Source organism: Escherichia sp. MOD1-EC5433 (assembly GCF_002966005.1).
GTDB classification, from domain to species: domain Bacteria; phylum Pseudomonadota; class Gammaproteobacteria; order Enterobacterales; family Enterobacteriaceae; genus Escherichia; species Escherichia ruysiae.
The window spans coordinates 345,559-363,651 of the sequence record NZ_PTRL01000003.1 but is presented as its reverse complement, the minus strand read 5'-3'; the positions used below and the strand labels follow the sequence as shown (position 1 = coordinate 363,651).

General features: G+C 52.1%; 11 protein-coding genes. 7 read left to right on the top strand and 4 right to left on the bottom strand.

From position 1 onward, the window contains the following. Nucleotides 1-3 precede the first annotated feature (3 nt). Nucleotides 4-654, top strand: a complete 651-nt coding sequence (gene rcsB / locus C3D30_RS08615; protein ID WP_001516743.1) for a response regulator transcription factor RcsB — start codon at nt 4-6, stop codon at nt 652-654. A gap of 147 nt (nt 655-801) precedes the next feature. On the opposite strand, the gene rcsC is transcribed toward rcsB, so the two are convergent. Then, on the bottom strand, nt 802-3,651 hold the full coding sequence (gene rcsC / locus C3D30_RS08610; protein ID WP_105286753.1) for a two-component system sensor histidine kinase RcsC: 2,850 nt from the start codon (nt 3,649-3,651) through the stop codon (nt 802-804). Between the two features lie 176 nt (nt 3,652-3,827). On the opposite strand from rcsC, the gene atoS reads away from it, so the two are divergent. The 6 genes from atoS to atoB all read left to right on the top strand — a co-directional run bounded on the left by atoS (nt 3,828) and on the right by atoB (nt 11,069). Beyond that, a complete protein-coding gene (atoS, locus tag C3D30_RS08600; RefSeq protein WP_105286752.1) occupies nt 3,828-5,645 on the top strand; it encodes a two-component system sensor histidine kinase AtoS in 1,818 nt (605 codons plus the stop codon). After that, nucleotides 5,642-7,027, top strand: coding sequence for an acetoacetate metabolism transcriptional regulator AtoC (gene atoC / locus C3D30_RS08595; RefSeq protein ID WP_105286751.1), 1,386 nt, complete (start codon nt 5,642-5,644; stop codon nt 7,025-7,027). The genes atoS and atoC overlap by 4 nt, the downstream gene beginning before the upstream one ends. Nucleotides 7,028-7,222: 195 nt before the next feature. After that, entirely contained in the window at nt 7,223-7,885 is a 663-nt protein-coding gene (atoD, locus tag C3D30_RS08590; protein WP_000850522.1) for an acetate CoA-transferase subunit alpha, read from the top strand. Next, nucleotides 7,885-8,535: an acetate CoA-transferase subunit beta gene (gene atoA, locus C3D30_RS08585; RefSeq protein ID WP_000339061.1), complete on the top strand. Its 651-nt coding sequence runs from the start codon at nt 7,885-7,887 to the stop codon at nt 8,533-8,535. The genes atoD and atoA overlap by 1 nt, the downstream gene beginning before the upstream one ends. Beyond that, entirely contained in the window at nt 8,532-9,854 is a 1,323-nt protein-coding gene (locus C3D30_RS08580) for a TIGR00366 family protein (protein ID WP_000580270.1), read from the top strand. The genes atoA and C3D30_RS08580 overlap by 4 nt, the downstream gene beginning before the upstream one ends. Nucleotides 9,855-9,884: 30 nt before the next feature. Further along, entirely contained in the window at nt 9,885-11,069 is a 1,185-nt protein-coding gene (gene atoB, locus C3D30_RS08575) for an acetyl-CoA acetyltransferase (RefSeq protein WP_105286750.1), read from the top strand. A gap of 73 nt (nt 11,070-11,142) precedes the next feature. On the opposite strand, the gene C3D30_RS08570 is transcribed toward atoB, so the two are convergent. Genes C3D30_RS08570 through C3D30_RS08560 form a run of 3 tightly spaced genes read right to left on the bottom strand, consistent with a single transcriptional unit; the run spans nt 11,143 to nt 18,088 of the window. After that, nucleotides 11,143-11,919, bottom strand: coding sequence for a YfaP family protein (locus C3D30_RS08570; RefSeq protein WP_016158657.1), 777 nt, complete (start codon nt 11,917-11,919; stop codon nt 11,143-11,145). 4 nt (nt 11,920-11,923) lie between these two features. Continuing rightward, entirely contained in the window at nt 11,924-13,573 is a 1,650-nt protein-coding gene (locus tag C3D30_RS08565; protein WP_105286749.1) for a YfaQ family protein, read from the bottom strand. Continuing rightward, on the bottom strand, nt 13,574-18,088 hold the full coding sequence (locus C3D30_RS08560) for an alpha-2-macroglobulin family protein (RefSeq protein ID WP_183083597.1): 4,515 nt from the start codon (nt 18,086-18,088) through the stop codon (nt 13,574-13,576). Nucleotides 18,089-18,093: the final 5 nt, after the last annotated feature.

Here is an 18,093-nt window from a genome sequence, read left to right as displayed (position 1 = left end):
TACATGAACAATATGAACGTAATTATTGCCGATGACCATCCGATAGTACTGTTCGGTATTCGCAAATCACTTGAACAAATCGAGTGGGTGAATGTTGTCGGCGAATTTGAAGATTCCACAGCACTGATCAACAACCTGCCGAAACTGGATGCGCACGTGTTGATTACCGATCTCTCCATGCCTGGAGATAAATACGGTGACGGGATCACCTTGATCAAATACATCAAGCGTCATTTCCCAAGCCTGTCGATCATTGTTCTGACCATGAACAACAACCCGGCAATTCTTAGCGCGGTACTGGATCTGGATATCGAAGGGATCGTCCTGAAGCAAGGCGCGCCTACGGATCTGCCAAAAGCCCTCGCCGCGCTGCAAAAAGGCAAGAAATTTACCCCAGAAAGCGTATCTCGTCTGCTGGAGAAAATCAGCGCCAGTGGTTACGGCGACAAGCGTCTCTCACCTAAAGAGAGTGAAGTACTGCGCCTGTTTGCAGAAGGTTTCCTGGTTACCGAGATTGCTAAAAAGCTCAACCGTAGCATCAAAACCATCAGCAGCCAGAAGAAATCCGCGATGATGAAGCTGGGTGTCGAGAACGATATCGCCCTGCTGAATTATCTCTCTTCTGTGACCTTAAGTCCGGCAGATAAAGAGTAATCTCCCGACAGGCCAGATAAGCACCGACCGCCGGATGCGGCGTAAACGCCTTATCCGGCCTACAAATCCCAATATTTCAATACATTACACAAACGCAGGCCTGATAAGACGCGCCAGCGTCGCATCAGGCGTTTGCACCGACCGCTCCTACGATTTCCGCGCTTTCCTGACCCTCTCGGCATACATCGTCAGCGTCTGTTTTATGACATCCAGCGTCACTGGCTTCGACAGACAGCTATCCATCCCGGACTCCAGACACCGCTGCTTCTCTTCAGCCAACGCATTAGCAGTTACTCCGATTACCGGCAACGTTAACCCCAGCTGGCGGATACGTTGCGTTAACCGGTAACCGTCCATATTTGGCATGTTGACGTCACTAAGCACGATATCGATATGATTCTTGCTTAGTACATTAAGCGCATCGACGCCATCATTTGCCGTTTTACACTGATAACCCAACGATCCGAGCTGATCGGCTAGTAAGCGACGGTTAATCGGATGATCGTCAACCACCAGAATCATCATGTCGTCATTGCTGGTGGAGTCTTTGTCCGTCAACGGCAGAACGTTGGCAGGATCATCACTTTCAATTTCTATCCGATAGATACGCGCCAGTAGCACAGGCAGTTCATGCGACGAGGCGACGCTATGCACCCACTCACCGGGCGCTCTCTCCAGCGGAATGCCAATATGTCGACGGCAGAAAGTCACCACCGCTCTGCCCTGCCATTTTTCACTCAGCGCCTCATCAGTAATCAACACATCCTCCGGTGAGGGTTCCTGACCTTCGTATGTTGTAACGATTACACCACTGCGCTGCAAACTGGTTTCGATAAACTGGCATAGTGACGCATTGCGTACCGCCAACCAGCAGCGTTTACCCGTTAATCCTTCGACACCTTTTTTATGTGGATATTGCGCACCATACAGCGGAATACGTACCGTAAACTGGCTTCCCATACCTGGTTCAGACTCTACTGAGATATCACCGTCCATCATGCTGATCAGTTTTTCACAAATCGCCAGTCCCAGACCGGTTCCCTGGAAGTTACGCTGTACACCCGTCCCTACCTGGAAGAAGGGATCGAACAGCCGCACCACTTCTTTCGCCGGAATCCCCACGCCAGTATCGCGAACGCGAATAGAAAGATAATCGCCATCAGCACGGACATGCAGAACAATGCAGCCGGTATCGGTAAATTTAATGGCGTTACTCAACAGATTGGAGATGACCTGCTGTAAACGCATCGGATCGCCGTTTAAGGTTACCGGCACATCCGGTTCAATAAAGCAGTACAAACCAAGCTGCTTTCGCACCACCAGCGGCAAATAGTTGGCGGTGATATGGTTCATCACTTCACGCGGTGAAAACTCACGCGGCTCTATCTTTAACTGTTCCGATTCAATCTTCGAGAAATCGAGAATGTCGCTGATAATTTTCAACAGCAGGCTGGAAGAGTTATTCATTGCCGTCACCAGACGGTCAACGCCTTTCGGTAACTCTTTGGTTTGCAACAGATCCAGGTTACCGATAATGCCATACAGCGGCGTTCGCAACTCGTGGCTAACGGTGGCAAGGAACATCGATTTCGACTGACTCGCCTGTTCTGCCGCCTGCGCCATCTCTTGCAACGACTCTTCCATCTTCACACGAGAAGAAACATCGACAAGTACACAAATCGCCACGTTTTCATTACGATAGCGCGAATGAACAAAGCTGATTTGCAGATTAGTATTGTTGCTGGTCAGGACATCGACAAAATTGACTTGCTGCCCACAGATAATTTGCGTCAGCCGCTGGCGATCCTCATGCGTAAGCATATTGAGATAGGTATGTGCCAGTTCGTTACTCAAAATATTGACACCATCAGCGGTGCGCAAAATACAGATCCCCACCGGGGCGGAGGCGACAATCTTGCGATTAAACTGCTCGTGTTCTTCCAGCCGCTGGGCGTCACTTTCTGCCGGAATGAAAATACGCCGCTCGTACATCCGCGCGAGGGTAAACAGCGCCGCACCGGCAATAACATTCAGCAAAATTGCGTTAAGTATCAGCATACGAATGCGTTCCAGCACCTGATCTACAGGCACCGAGTAAACAATACTTAACGATGATGGCGGCAGATTTTTCTTCAGCACCAGCTCATGGAAGCCAGGTGTATAACCGAACCAGGAACGTTCCTGCATCCAACGCGGTTCAGCCTCGATTTTGCTTTCTGGTCCGGTCAACGAAATCAGGGTATGACCATTCTCATCAAGGATAGTAACCCCCATCGGTAATGTACCTGGTAAGAAGAAGTTCTCCATCCGAATGGTTTGCTCAACGCCCAACAAAGCCTGCAAACGGTTCGCCAGATACACCGGCGTCAGCGCGTAGAAATATCCAACGCCAGGACGCGGGCCTTCGCTGATCCAATAAAGGTTGCTGCCGCTGTCATCCTGCGGAGCATTACGATACTTATTGATGCGCTCATGCAGAGCTTTCAGGGCGGTGTCGCGTTCAACCGGCATATCACGCAGGCCAAAGTTTGCCATGCAGAGGTTATCGCTGCCGGTCAAAAATACGCGGTTGAGATCGTAAGCTGCAGAGAAATTATCGCGCCAGTAGCGCATAAACCACGCCAGCGACTCCAGAGAGCCGCGCCAGGTGTTACTCATCGCGGAACAGTCGGAATCGGCAAACAACGGTTCGAACACCGGCACATCCGCTTGCGTTTCTCGCCCACGCGGGGAAAGCACGCCGTTTTCTACAGATAAGCGATTTTCAGCAATGTACTTCAGCTCTTTCATCACGTCAGAAGTGCGCTGAATAAACCGCTGAGCCTGATCGGAACTCAGGTTAAATTCCTGACGAATCTCTGATTCTCGCTGATGCAGGGCATTGACGATGTAAAACACTGATGAAAAAGCAATCAACAGCCAGAGCAATAACGCCAATGCTCTGAACATATAGCGCGAGACTTTCAGGGTTGTGCGAAAAGAAGCAAGGTATTTCAAAGGGGCGAAGCTCCGCCTCAGGTGACCGATGGAGTGTGGTTAAGGTAGCGGTAAAAGCGTGCCACCGCAATGTTCTCTCTTCTCGGTAATATGATACACCGCCGAGAAATCATCACCTTAACCCCCAATAATAGTGCTATGCCGGAACAATACTGATGGAGAAAAGGACGCGTAATATGAAATGGATATATCCTCGCCGCTTACGCAATCAAATGATCCTGATGGCAATCCTGATGGTCATTGTCCCAACGCTTACTATTGGTTATATCGTAGAAACGGAAGGACGTTCAGCAGTCTTATCTGAAAAAGAAAAAAAACTTTCTGCCGTGGTCAACCTGCTTAATCAGGCGCTAGGCGATCGCTACGATCTCTATATCGACTTACCGCGTGAGGAGCGTATCCGCGCATTGAATGCAGAGCTTGCCCCCATTACCGAAAATATTACTCGCGCCTTTCCTGGCATAGGCGCTGGTTATTATAACAAGACGCTGGATGCGATAATCACCTACGCGCCTTCATCGCTATATCAGAATAATGTGGGCGTGACTATTGCTGCGGATCACCCTGGTCGCGAAGTTATGCGTACAAATACCCCTTTGGTTTATTCAGGCAGGCAGGTGCGCGGCGATATTTTGAATTCAATGATCCCCATTGAGCGTAATGGTGAAGTCCTCGGTTATATCTGGGCCAATGAATTAACCGAAGATATTCGCCGCCAGGCCTGGAAAATGGATGTGAGGATTATCATTGTACTCACCGCCGGTTTGCTGATAAGCCTGTTGTTGATTGTCCTTTTCTCCCGTCGCCTGAGCGCCAATATAGATATCATTACCGACGGCCTCTCGACTCTGGCGCAAAATATTCCCACTCGATTACCACAATTGCCCGGTGAAATGGGGCAAATCAGTCAGAGTGTTAACAACCTCGCCCAGGCACTGCGTGAAACGCGAACACTTAACGATCTGATTATTGAAAACGCTGCCGATGGCGTCATTGCCATTGACCGCCAGGGTGATGTAACCACCATGAACCCAGCAGCAGAAGTCATCACTGGCTATCAACGTCATGAACTGGTAGGGCAGCCTTACTCCATGTTGTTCGACAATACTCAGTTCTACAGTCCAGTACTGGATACGCTGGAACATGGCACCGAACACGTGGCGCTGGAGATCAGTTTTCCAGGCCGTGACCGCACCATTGAACTCAGTGTCACTACCAGTCGTATTCATAATACGCATGGTGAAATGATAGGTGCTTTGGTGATTTTCTCTGATTTAACTGCCCGCAAAGAAACCCAACGCCGCATGGCGCAAGCTGAACGCCTCGCCACGCTGGGTGAGCTGATGGCTGGCGTGGCGCATGAAGTCCGTAATCCGCTGACAGCTATTCGTGGTTATGTACAGATCTTGCGCCAACAAACCAGTGATCCAATACATCAGGAATATCTTTCTGTAGTACTCAAAGAAATCGACTCAATTAACAAAGTCATTCAGCAATTGCTCGATTTTTCACGCCCACGCCACAGCCAATGGCAACAAGTCAGCCTCAATGCATTGGTTGAAGAAACTCTGGTACTGGTACAAACCGCCGGCGTACAAGCGCGGGTCGACTTCATAAGCGAACTGGATAATGAATTAAGTCCGATTAGCGCCGATCGTGAACTGCTCAAACAGGTACTACTGAATATCCTGATCAATGCCGTCCAGGCTATCAGTGCACGAGGGAAAATTCGCATTCGAACCTGGCAGTACAGCGACTCACAACAGGCCATTTCGATAGAAGACAACGGCTGTGGCATTGATCTCTCGCTGCAAAAGAAGATCTTCGATCCCTTTTTCACCACCAAAGCCTCAGGAACCGGGCTTGGTCTGGCGTTAAGTCAACGCATCATTAACGCCCATCAGGGTGATATTCGCGTCGCCAGTTTGCCGGGCTACGGCGCAACCTTCACCCTTATTTTACCGATCAACCCACAGGGAAATCAGACCGTATGACCGCTATTAATCGCATCCTTATTGTTGATGATGAAGATAATGTTCGCCGTATGCTGAGCACCGCTTTTGCACTACAAGGATACGAAACACATTGTGCGAACAACGGACGCACAGCATTAAACCTGTTTGCCGATATTCACCCTGACGTGGTGTTGATGGATATCCGTATGCCAGAGATGGACGGCATCAAGGCACTAAAGGAGATGCGCAGCCATGAGACTCGGACACCCGTTATTCTGATGACGGCCTATGCTGAAGTGGAAACCGCCGTCGAAGCACTACGCTGCGGGGCCTTTGACTATGTTATTAAACCGTTTGATCTCGATGAGTTGAATTTAATCGTTCAGCGCGCTTTACAACTCCAGTCAATGAAAAAAGAGATCCGCCATCTGCACCAGGCACTGAGCACCAGTTGGCAATGGGGGCATATTCTCACCAACAGCCCGGCGATGATGGACATCTGCAAAGACACCGCCAAAATTGCCCTTTCTCAGGCCAGCGTCTTGATTAGCGGTGAAAGCGGCACCGGGAAAGAATTGATTGCCAGAGCGATTCACTACAATTCGCGGCGGGCAAAGGGGCCGTTTATTAAAGTCAACTGCGCGGCGCTGCCGGAATCGTTGCTCGAAAGTGAACTGTTTGGTCATGAAAAAGGCGCATTTACTGGTGCACAAACCTTGCGTCAGGGATTATTTGAACGCGCCAACGAGGGGACTCTGCTCCTCGATGAAATTGGCGAAATGCCGCTGGTACTGCAAGCCAAATTACTACGCATTCTGCAGGAACGGGAATTTGAACGGATTGGCGGTCATCAGACCATAAAAGTTGATATCCGCATCATTGCCGCCACCAACCGTGACTTGCAGGCGATGGTAAAAGAAGGCACCTTCCGTGAAGATCTCTTTTATCGCCTTAACGTTATTCATTTAGTACTGCCGCCTCTGCGCGATCGTCGGGAAGATATTTCCCTGTTAGCTAATCACTTTTTGCAAAAATTCAGTAGTGAGAATCAGCGCGATATTATCGACATCGATCCGATGGCAATGTCACTGCTTACCGCCTGGTCATGGCCGGGAAATATTCGAGAGCTTTCCAACGTCATTGAACGCGCCGTCGTGATGAACTCAGGCCCGATCATTTTTTCTGAGGATCTTCCGCCACAGATTCGTCAGCCAGTCTGTAATGCTGGAGAGGCAAAAACAGCCCCTGTCGGTGAGCGTAATTTAAAAGAGGAAATTAAACGCGTCGAAAAACGCATCATTATGGAAGTGCTGGAACAACAAGATGGAAACCGAACCCGCACAGCTTTAATGCTGGGTATCAGTCGCCGTGCATTGATGTATAAACTCCAGGAATACGGTATCGAACCGGCGGATGTATAACACCAAAACTTGCTATGCAGAAATTTGCACAGTGCGCAAATTTCTGCATAGCCGCTCAATCTCCTTCTTAACCCCCATCTGATTTATTCTTTTCTATTCAATCAGTTAAGAAACAACATCCAATATTCTCATTCTGGCACTCCCCTTGCTATTCCCTGACTGTACCCACAACGGTGTATGCAAGAGGGATAAATAATGAAAACAAAATTGATGACATTACAAGACGCCTCCGGCTTCTTTCGTGACGGCATGACCATCATGGTGGGCGGATTTATGGGGATTGGCACTCCATCCCGCCTGGTTGAAGCATTACTGGAATCTGGCGTTCGCGACCTGACATTGATAGCCAATGATACCGCGTTTGTTGATACCGGCATCGGTCCGCTCATCGTCAATGGTCGAGTCCGCAAAGTAATTGCTTCACATATCGGCACCAACCCGGAAACAGGCCGACGCATGATATCTGGTGAAATGGACGTCGTCCTGGTGCCACAAGGTACGCTAATCGAGCAAATTCGCTGTGGTGGTGCTGGACTTGGTGGTTTTCTCACTCCAACCGGTGTCGGTACCGTCGTAGAGGAAGGCAAACAGACACTGACACTCGACGGCAAAACCTGGCTGCTTGAACGCCCGCTGCGCGCCGACCTGGCGCTCATTCGCGCTCATCGTTGCGACCCACTTGGCAACCTGACCTATCAACTTAGCGCCCGCAACTTTAACCCCCTGATTGCCCTTGCGGCTGATATCACGCTGGTAGAGCCAGATGAACTGGTCGAAGTCGGTGAGCTGCAACCTGACCATATTGTCACCCCTGGTGCCGTTATCGACCACATCATCGTTTCACAGGAGAGTAAATAATGGATGCGAAACAACGTATTGCACGCCGTGTGGCACAAGAGCTTCGTGATGGTGACATCGTGAATCTGGGCATTGGTCTGCCGACGATGGTCGCCAACTATTTACCAGAAGGCATTCATATCACTCTGCAATCGGAAAACGGCTTCCTCGGTTTAGGCCCGGTCACAACAGCGCATCCCGATCTGGTGAACGCTGGCGGACAGCCTTGTGGTGTTTTGCCTGGTGCAGCCATGTTTGACAGCGCCATGTCATTTGCGCTGATCCGTGGCGGTCATATTGATGCCTGTGTGCTCGGTGGTTTGCAGGTAGACGAAGAAGCCAACCTCGCGAACTGGGTAGTGCCTGGGAAAATGGTGCCCGGTATGGGTGGCGCAATGGATCTGGTGACCGGGGCGCGCAAAGTGATCATTGCCATGGAACATTGCGCCAAAGATGGTTCACCGAAAATTTTGCGCCGCTGCACCATGCCGCTCACTGCGCAACACGCGGTGCATATGCTGGTCACTGAACTGGCTGTCTTTCGTTTCATTGACGGCAAAATGTGGCTCACCGAAATTGCCGACGGGTGTGATTTAGCCACCGTGCGTGCAAAAACCGAAGCTCAGTTTGAAGTCGCCACCGATCTGAATACGCAACGGGGTGATTTATGATTGGTCGCATCTCGCGTTTTATGACGCGCTTTGTCAGCCGGTGGCTTCCCGATCCTCTGATCTTTGCCATGTTGCTGACGTTGCTAACGTTCGTGATCGCGCTTTGGTTAACACCACAAACGCCGATCAGCATGGTGAAGATGTGGGGTGACGGTTTCTGGAACTTGCTGGCGTTCGGTATGCAGATGGCGCTGATCATCGTTACCGGTCATGCCCTTGCCAGCTCCGCTCCGGTGAAAAGCTTGCTGCGCACTGCCGCCTCCGCCGCAAAGACGCCCGTACAGGGCGTCATGCTGGTCACTTTCTTCGGTTCCGTCGCTTGTGTCATCAACTGGGGATTTGGTCTGGTTGTCGGCGCAATGTTCGCCCGTGAAGTCGCCCGGCGAGTACCAGGTTCTGATTATCCGTTGCTCATTGCCTGCGCCTACATTGGTTTTCTCACCTGGGGTGGCGGCTTCTCTGGCTCAATGCCTCTGTTGGCTGCAACACCGGGCAACCCGGTTGAGCATATCGCCGGGATTATCCCGGTGGGCGATACTCTGTTCAGTGGTTTTAACATTTTCATCACTGTGGCGTTGATTGTGGTGATGCCATTTATCACCCGCATGATGATGCCAAAACCATCCGACGTGGTGAGTATCGATCCAAAACTACTCATGGAAGAGGCTGATTTTCAAAAGCAGCTACCGAAAGATGCTCCACCGTCCGAGCGACTGGAAGAAAGCCGCATTCTGACGTTGATCATCGGCGCACTGGGTATCGCTTACCTGGCGATGTACTTCATCGAACATGGCTTCAACATCACCATCAATACCGTCAACTTGATGTTTATGATTGCAGGTCTGCTGCTACATAAAACGCCAATGGCTTATATGCGTGCTATCAGCGCGGCAGCACGCAGTACCGCCGGTATTCTGGTGCAATTCCCCTTCTACGCCGGGATCCAACTGATGATGGAGCACTCCGGTCTGGGCGGACTCATTACCGAATTTTTTATCAATGTCGCTAACAAAGACACCTTCCCGGTAATGACCTTCTTTAGTTCTGCACTGATTAACTTCGCCGTTCCGTCTGGCGGCGGTCACTGGGTTATTCAGGGACCTTTCGTTATACCCGCAGCTCAGGCGCTGGGCGCTGATCTCGGTAAATCGGTAATGGCGATCGCCTACGGCGAGCAATGGATGAACATGGCACAACCGTTCTGGGCGCTGCCAGCACTGGCAATCGCCGGGCTCGGTGTCCGCGACATCATGGGCTATTGCATCACTGCCCTGCTCTTCTCCGGCGTCATTTTCGTCATTGGTTTAACGCTGTTCTGACGGCAACTCTACAGACAGAAGGAAGATAAAATGAAAAATTGTGTCATCGTCAGTGCGGTACGTACTGCCATCGGTAGTTTTAATGGTTCACTCGCCTCCACCAGCGCCATCGACCTGGGGGCAACAGTAATTCAGGCCGCCATTGAACGCGCAAAACTCGATTCACAACACGTCGATGAAGTGATTATGGGTAACGTATTGCAGGCCGGGCTGGGGCAAAATCCGGCTCGTCAGGCACTGCTAAAAAGCGGACTGGCAGAAACGGTGTGCGGATTTACGGTCAACAAAGTATGTGGTTCGGGTCTGAAAAGCGTGGCGCTTGCCGCCCAGGCAATTCAGGCTGGTCAGGCACAGAGCATCGTAGCGGGTGGAATGGAGAACATGAGTTTAGCGCCCTATTTACTCGATGCAAAAGCACGCTCTGGTTATCGTCTTGGAGATGGGCAGGTTTATGACGTAATCCTGCGCGATGGCCTGATGTGCGCCACTCACGGTTATCATATGGGGATTACCGCCGAGAACGTGGCCAAAGAGTACGGAATTACCCGTGAAATGCAGGATGAACTGGCACTAAACTCACAGCGTAAAGCGGCAGCAGCCATTGAGTCCGGTGCTTTTACCGCCGAAATCGTCCCGGTAAATGTTGTCACACGGAAGAAAAACATCGTCTTCGATCGCGATGAATTCCCGAAAGTAGATTCTACTGCAGAAGCTCTGGCTGCATTGCGCCCGGCCTTCGACAAAGCCGGAACGGTCACCGCCGGGAACGCGTCTGGCATTAACGACGGGGCTGCCGCACTGGTGATTATGGAAGAATCGGCGGCGCTGGCGGCAGGCCAAAAACCACTGGCACGCATTAAAAGCTATGCCAGCGGCGGCGTGCCTCCCGCATTGATGGGTATGGGGCCAGTACCTGCCACACAAAAAGCATTACAACTGGCGGGGCTGCAACTGGCAGACATTGATCTCATCGAAGCCAATGAAGCATTTGCTGCGCAGTTCCTTGCCGTTGGGAAAACTCTGGGCTTTGATCCTGAGAAAGTGAATGTCAACGGCGGAGCCATCGCGCTGGGGCATCCTATCGGCGCCAGCGGTGCACGTATTCTGGTCACGCTATTACATGCAATGCAGGCACGAGATAAAACGCTGGGTCTGGCAACGCTGTGCATTGGTGGCGGTCAGGGAATTGCGATGGTGATTGAACGGTTGAATTAACGAACAAAAACGCCCGATAGCGAAAGTCATCGGGCGTTTTCTTAAACATCGACAGTGAAAGTAACCTCATTAATTACCAGTCAAAACTTTTCACCAGCGTCAGTTCGCCAGCATTACGCATCGGGACAACAAAGGTTTCCTGTTTCTCATTGACCGATCCTTCATCGGTGATCAGCGTCAGTTGAGCAGTCGTCAACTCCGTTTCGCTGCGTCCGCCATAATAGTTGATATACACCTGATAGCGCCCGTGAATCGGCGCTGGCATGGCGAAAATCTCTGGACCGTACCCCGTCGTGACATCCATATCCAGTGCACCACTGTTTTTCAGCACCGTGTTACCGTACCAGGCGTGTTCGCCATCAGGCGTAACGACATGGAGATCGAGATCGGTATTATCCGTATCCCACGAGAGAACCAGCCGTAAACGCGCACGAATCGTTCCTGTACCCGGCGTTGAGTAAAACTGCATTTTTTGTCGGCTTTGCCCATCCGGGCTGATGACCTGCACGCTGTTGCTGCCTTCGGTGAAAATATAAGGGCGCGCAAATGAACCATCGGATTCAATTCTCTGCGGCATACTGGCGCCGTTGACCACCAGTCGCCCCTGTTGGACTTTGCCCGCCGCCGCATAATTTTTGATTTTGCCACGGATCTGCGCTGAGATATTTTGATCATCGGCCATATTGACGGACGATGCGGGGTAATTAATCGATTGTGAAAAATTGGCATCTTCACCCTCCGCCGGATGCCAGCCTGAGAGCGGCGCATCAATCTCGACTTCCTGCACACCTTCGCCGTGAGCAACAGGCGAAAGCGCCACCAGTAACAACGGAAGAAAAATCTTTCGCATAGCATTAGTCCATTAATAATTGTCGGGTCAGCGTTTCGATATACGTCTCATCCAGCCCGGTGGGATAGCCATCAAAGGCCAGATGCAGATACTCGTGGGTTAAATCAAGCCGATCCTGAAGCGTAAAGAAATTACGAATAAACAGCCGCTTCTGCTGCCGATCGGTATAGGGGAAACCTGAGACTAAACGGCAGACCGCAAACACGTCTGGTTCGTTGTACCCCGTCTCGCCTTGTAATATACGCCGCCACTGCGGCATTTTTTTCGCCAGCCAGGCTTTCGCTTTGGGTAATAACTGGCAGGAAGAGCGTGGCGCTCCCCAGCGGCTAAGGCTGTTGTCGGGATAAGCAAACGCGAGTATCTGGTCGTAACGCTCTCCCTGCCCCGCCTGGGCGGTGGCTTGCCGCCAGGAGAGCGTACCTTCGGTAGCGCGACTGCCGTGATAATGAACTGGATCGCCCGCATAGATGAGATCCTGCGTCCAGGCGGTCATTGTCCGCGCCCCCGTGGTGGCTGGCGAAGCAGAAACACGCTGCGTGGCGCTGCTGTCCGGGATGGTCAGGCAATCGCCTTCCCGATTGGCGTTTTGCTGTAAAAAAGTGCGAATCGCCACGGTCATGGCTTTCGCAGCCTCTGGAGGCGTGCTTTTCGCCTCGCGATCCAGAACTCTGGCAACGTACTCTTCACGATCGATATGCGACTGTAATTTCAGTTTGCCCTTTTCGCTCAGTAATGACGTCTCTCCGTGGCTAGCAAACGTAATGTGGTTACCATTGGCAAACGTCACACGATAGCGCCCATTAAGCACGCCAGGTTTTACTGCTGTCGCACTCTTTTCCGCAGTGACTTTCTTCAGCGGATAGCGAGCAAACAGATCAACCTGCACACATTGCCCACTGGCAACTTGCGTCGGTACAGGTAAAACCTGATTCAGCGCCGTCGCATAACGGGTCAGTACCGTTTTGCTGGTGCCGCTGCCAGTAACCCACAGCGGTGTACCATCGGTTAACCAGCCGGCAAACCCCCCCTGACGGATTTCCTGCTTATCATCGGCAAACCAGCTCCAGGTTTTCACTCGTACTCGACTACCGAGCATGGACGCGACACCGATTTTCGCATCGTCCAGCACCACATCCAGTAAGATTTCCTGAGCTTTGTTTTGCGCGGGTAACGTCGCTAATGAATCAAGTAGCGATTTAACCGTTACCGAGGTTTCTGGCTTCAGCGTAGATAGAGACGCTAACCACGCTGGTGCCTGACGCTGCTGCCAGTATTGCCGCCATGCATCCGCGCCAATATGCAGCCGTAGCGGCGCAAAATAGAGTCCGCAGGAACGTACCAGTGCGGTATCGCGCGTTATGCTCTCCCCTGTCTGACAACAATAAACCTCTTCCGGGGAGTTACCGCGACACTGGTAGGGCTGCTCTGGTTGATGGGTATCCTCCAGCCAGGCGTAAACATACAGTTTCCACAAACTCCCTAACGGCGTGGTGAGCGTGTCAGGTAACGTCGTGACTTTTGCCACGCCTGACGGAGTAAGCTGATACAGTTGGTCATGCTGCGCGCCCCGCAGCGCCAGTTGTAGCGGTGTCTCCCCTGCAATCGTCGACAGAGAAACCAACGCCAATAGCCAGACGATTCTGCGCCAGTTCACTTATTTCACCTGCATCCCGGTCCATTCGTTCCCTGCCGCAACGCTTTGCTGTGCAGGTGCATAGGAACGCACATAACGAGCAGGCGGCAGAACGAATTGCCCTTTTTGCGAGAAACGCAGCAAATGGCGGAAAGTGACCGTTCCCGTCAGTTCTTTCACCGGCACCATATAGGCCAGCTCGCCCATTTCATTACGCGCTTTTTCCAGCAACTGCCCCTGCTGTTTCGCGGCGTTGGGTTTATTGACCGAAATGCCCCACGTTGTCCGTTCAACATCGGCTCCCGGCGGCAGCGGTACTTCTACCTGACCGTAGCGCAGAGATGCATCCTGCTCGTTGGTAAGCGTTACCTCATCAAGGTACAGCGCGTCGCTGTCGATCTCATTACCAGTCACCGGCTGCAGAGTAAAGCTCATCTCTTCTTCACCAGGGATAAGCCGATACAACTGGCGTTCAACGGTCACCGGAATGTTACTTTGTTGAGCCGTTTTTGCCGGTTCACGCCAGCGGACCTGTACGTTTTGCGGCGATAATTCGTCACCAAAAGAGAGAATGTCCGGCACGCCCTGACCAACCCAACGCCAGTATTCGCCCCCTCCGGTTAACTTATGTTTGGCCCATGCGCCCGCAGGCGCAGGTAACACAACCGGAGGCATCGTCGCCATATATTTCGCCAGCCAGTTCATGGCCAGTGCGCGCTCAATAGTGGATTGCTCAGCGGTCAAACCACTTAAAATGGCGGCCGCCTGGGTGGTGTCGCCACCGCTATTGAGCAGCACAACCGTGTGCGCCAGCGGCTGGTTGCTGTTCGCTGCCTTATCCCACGCATATTGCTGAACCTGTGGCATCACAGTGGACTTCAACTGCGCTTTTTTCAGCAACGTCATGGTTAAGACGTTTGCCACCGCATCTGCCAGTGGAGATTCCGGTGTATCGAGGATCAGGCTGTCATTGATATCGCTGGTGTCTTCCTCAGAGAAATCTTCAGTTTTAGTTCCGCGCCGGGCGATAGCTTCATCCAGTCCTTTCAACAACGTTTTGCACGGCAGATTCATCTCCTGCGCCCACGCCAGCACCAGCGCCCGATGCAGTAACGGCATGTTATCCGCCTGCTCCGCGTAGCTGTCGAGCATATGCTGCCAGTATTCCGGTTGTTGCGTTACGCCAAGCGCCTGACTGGCCTGCCAGTCGGCATACCATGCCCATGCCGTCAGGAACGCATCGCCATTGCCATCTTCCCCCCACCAAGTAAAACGCGCACCTGGCCCCGCCAGTTGCATCAGCCGCAGACGGTTATCCTGAATCATCTGACGAATGTCATTAGCGGCAACACTCTGATGATCGGCAAGCGAACGCCAGGCGAGACTTAGCGGGATCAGACGGCTACCGGTGTTAATCACGCCGCCCCAGGGTTCATCGACTAACGCATCAAGGTTATTGCGGAAAATCTCCTGCGGCGTTTCACTACTTTGTATCCGGATATTGCTCGCCTGCTCGGGCAACATCAGCGCGTTATCACCACCGCCGAGCATGACGTTTTTCTGCTGTTCAACGGGCCAGGTGTTATCCACAAAAGACAGCCTGGTGCTAATGCTGTCCTGCACTTGCCCATTTTGTTGCAGCTCTGCGCTTAACAAGCCAGATTGCTGAATGTTCTGCCCCAGCGAAATATAGTTCGCCCCTTTGTGCAGCGTCAGCGTCTGACGCATCTCAGCGCCCGCAAATTTACTCACCAGTTCCACAGGTTCGTTATCCTGCTGACTGAAGATAAACAGCCCTGCCGCCGGTTTGTCGCCCAGACGATACACCGTTGGCATACTCCACTTCATGTAGAGATTTTTTTCCGAACGCAGATAAGCACGCCCCTGCCCAACCAGCCCGTCGCCGTTCATCCCTCGCGCGGTAATACGCCAGCGGGTTAACGAATCAGGCATCAGGAACGTGAAATACGCTTTGCCTTGTTTATCTGTGGTTAGCGACGGCAACCATGCAGCGGTATCAACTTCTTCGCGTCGTGGGCGTTCCAGCATTTTTACTCGCCGCTCGCTGCGGTTAGTCGCGCCTGGCGCAACCGGCTCGCTGGAGAGCGCCTGGTCGTAGCTGATAAATGACAAACTGGAGCTGGTACGCACATTGTTACGCCCCAGCGGATAGAAAAATTTACCGATATTCGGCGCGATTTCCGGTTGCAGTGCGTAGATCATTTCATCGACCACGCCAACCGTTAGCTGCGCGGAAACCGGTTTACCCTTCAGCAAAGAGGTTAATTCCACGTTTACCAGGTCACCCGGCTGGTAATGGGTTTTGTCCGTTTTCACCCGAATATCCAGCAGGGGAACGGCAACTTTGATCCCGGCATTCTGAAAACTGTACTGACCGTTACGGGTATACAGCACCGAAAAAGTGATATTAGGCGCAAAGGAATTGCTCACCGGTACGCGGGCTTCATACTGGGTATCGTTTAAACGTTGTAACGCCAGCCAGTTCGCCGGATGCGATAGCAGCGACTGCTGTTCCACGCGATCGCGTTCCAGCGTCAATAACGCTTCATCGATTGGCTCCGGGAAGGTAATCAGCATCTTCGCGGTTTCGCCTGGCTGGTACAGCGTTTTATCCGCAACGATATCTACCGTACCAGTATGCGCCGTGCTGCCCTTACCGCTGACGGCATGGCTTAACCCGGCGAGAATTAAGCCGTCTTTATCGCGTAACGTCAGGTTGTAGTTGCCAGGTTTATCGAAATTGACGGTAAAGGATTTGCCGCCAGACGGTAGATCTCCGCTATGGCTCGTGCGGTCTTCGAGACGCAACCATTCATACGTAACAGGAACCTGTTTTGAAGCTTCCAGCGCGGCATAACGGAAAACAACCGGCTCGCCGCTATTACTGTATTGTGCGGCGGTACTTAAAGAGTAATGCGCCAGACCGCGTTCAATGAGGATCTCTTTGGTGGTGGTGACACGATATGCCGCACCATCGCTGGCGGAAACGGTTAACAAATAGCGGCTCGGTTTATCGGCAGCGGGAAGGTTTAATGCTACATTGCCTTTATCGTCCGAAACAGCATCGCTACCTTCCAGCGACACCGGGAAACGTCCGGCATAACGCAAATCGTTACCAACCATTGATAATTGCTGAGCGCGCAAACTTAACTGCACGCGGGCATCTTTTACCGGCTCACCATCCGGGTAGAGTAGTTGCAGTTTGCCGCTGACCGCTTCGCCAGTTTTGAACTCTTTTTTGTCGAGAGCTAAACCAATCTCGAAATGTGGCTTTATATAGTTGGCTACGCGAAAACTACTGCTATAGACCTGATTGCGGTAAGCAAGACGTAACTCATAACCTCCGGCAACGGCATTTTCTGGCAGGCGGAAACTCCCCTGCCCGCCATTGCGCGCATCCAGCGTGACATTGACGGTTTGCAACAGGCTGCCGTTGGCGTCCAGCACCGAGAGTTTTGCCGGGGCGCTGACGATGGGCGATGAATGCATCGGGTCGTGGAACTCGCGCCCCATCACTTTAACATCGACACGATCGCCTGCCCGATACAGCGGGCGGTCGGTAAAGATATACAAGCGGGTGTTGTAGATTTCGCTTTCGTAGAAGAAGTTCTCGGAGACAAAAACGCCGCCTTCAGCATCTTTACCCAGAATGTATGAACGTTCCGGCGATATATGTTGTAACTGCAAGGTGCCACTATCATCAGTCACACCTCGTGTCATCACGCCAAGACCGTCAGTCCACAGAACTTCCGAACCAGGTTTAGCTTCACCCCGTTTTTTGCCAGCGGTCCACACCAGAAGCCCGTTACCTGACACTTTACTAAGCGCCACGGTATCGGAAACAAACACCACCGTTGTCGCCCGATACCCACCTACCATTGCCTCGACGAGGTACAGTCCCGGCTCTTGTTTGCCGAGAGGAATATAGATGTTGCCCGGCTGCGGCGAGATGAAATTGCTGGATGCGCCTTCCAGTTTTACCCCTTGCTGCGGCGCTACCGGTTTTGCCTGCCATAGCGGATAACGGAATTGCTCCACCAGCGGGTATTTTTTCAGCGGTGAAAACTGAGTGTTTTGCACGTAACGGGAAGGTTTAATGATGGCATTGCCGAGCTGTAATTCGGGTAACGCCTGAGTCACATTCTGCCGTGACTGATAAGAAAAAGTACGCTGCATCACGCGACGAGATTTGCCGTACCAGTTATCCCACAGCCAGGTCAGCGTATTGTTCAGCCCGTCGCCCAGATATTGCGGTTGCACCACAATGCGATGCAGGTTTTTCTGCTGGCGCAAAAATGCCATCGGGTCAGGAATACGATACAGGCGAATGTCCACGCCGCCGTACTCTTCCATCTCATAACGCCGATAATCACGCCCTGGCGCTTCCAGCCGCACTTTCGCCTCTTCATTGCTGCTAAAACTGCTGTCAGCGAGCAAAAAGAACGTTCCCCCGGCGGGCGGCGCATAGTTACTGGAAGGAAGCGAATCATCAGCATTAGCAATTCCCGTCCCCACAAGAG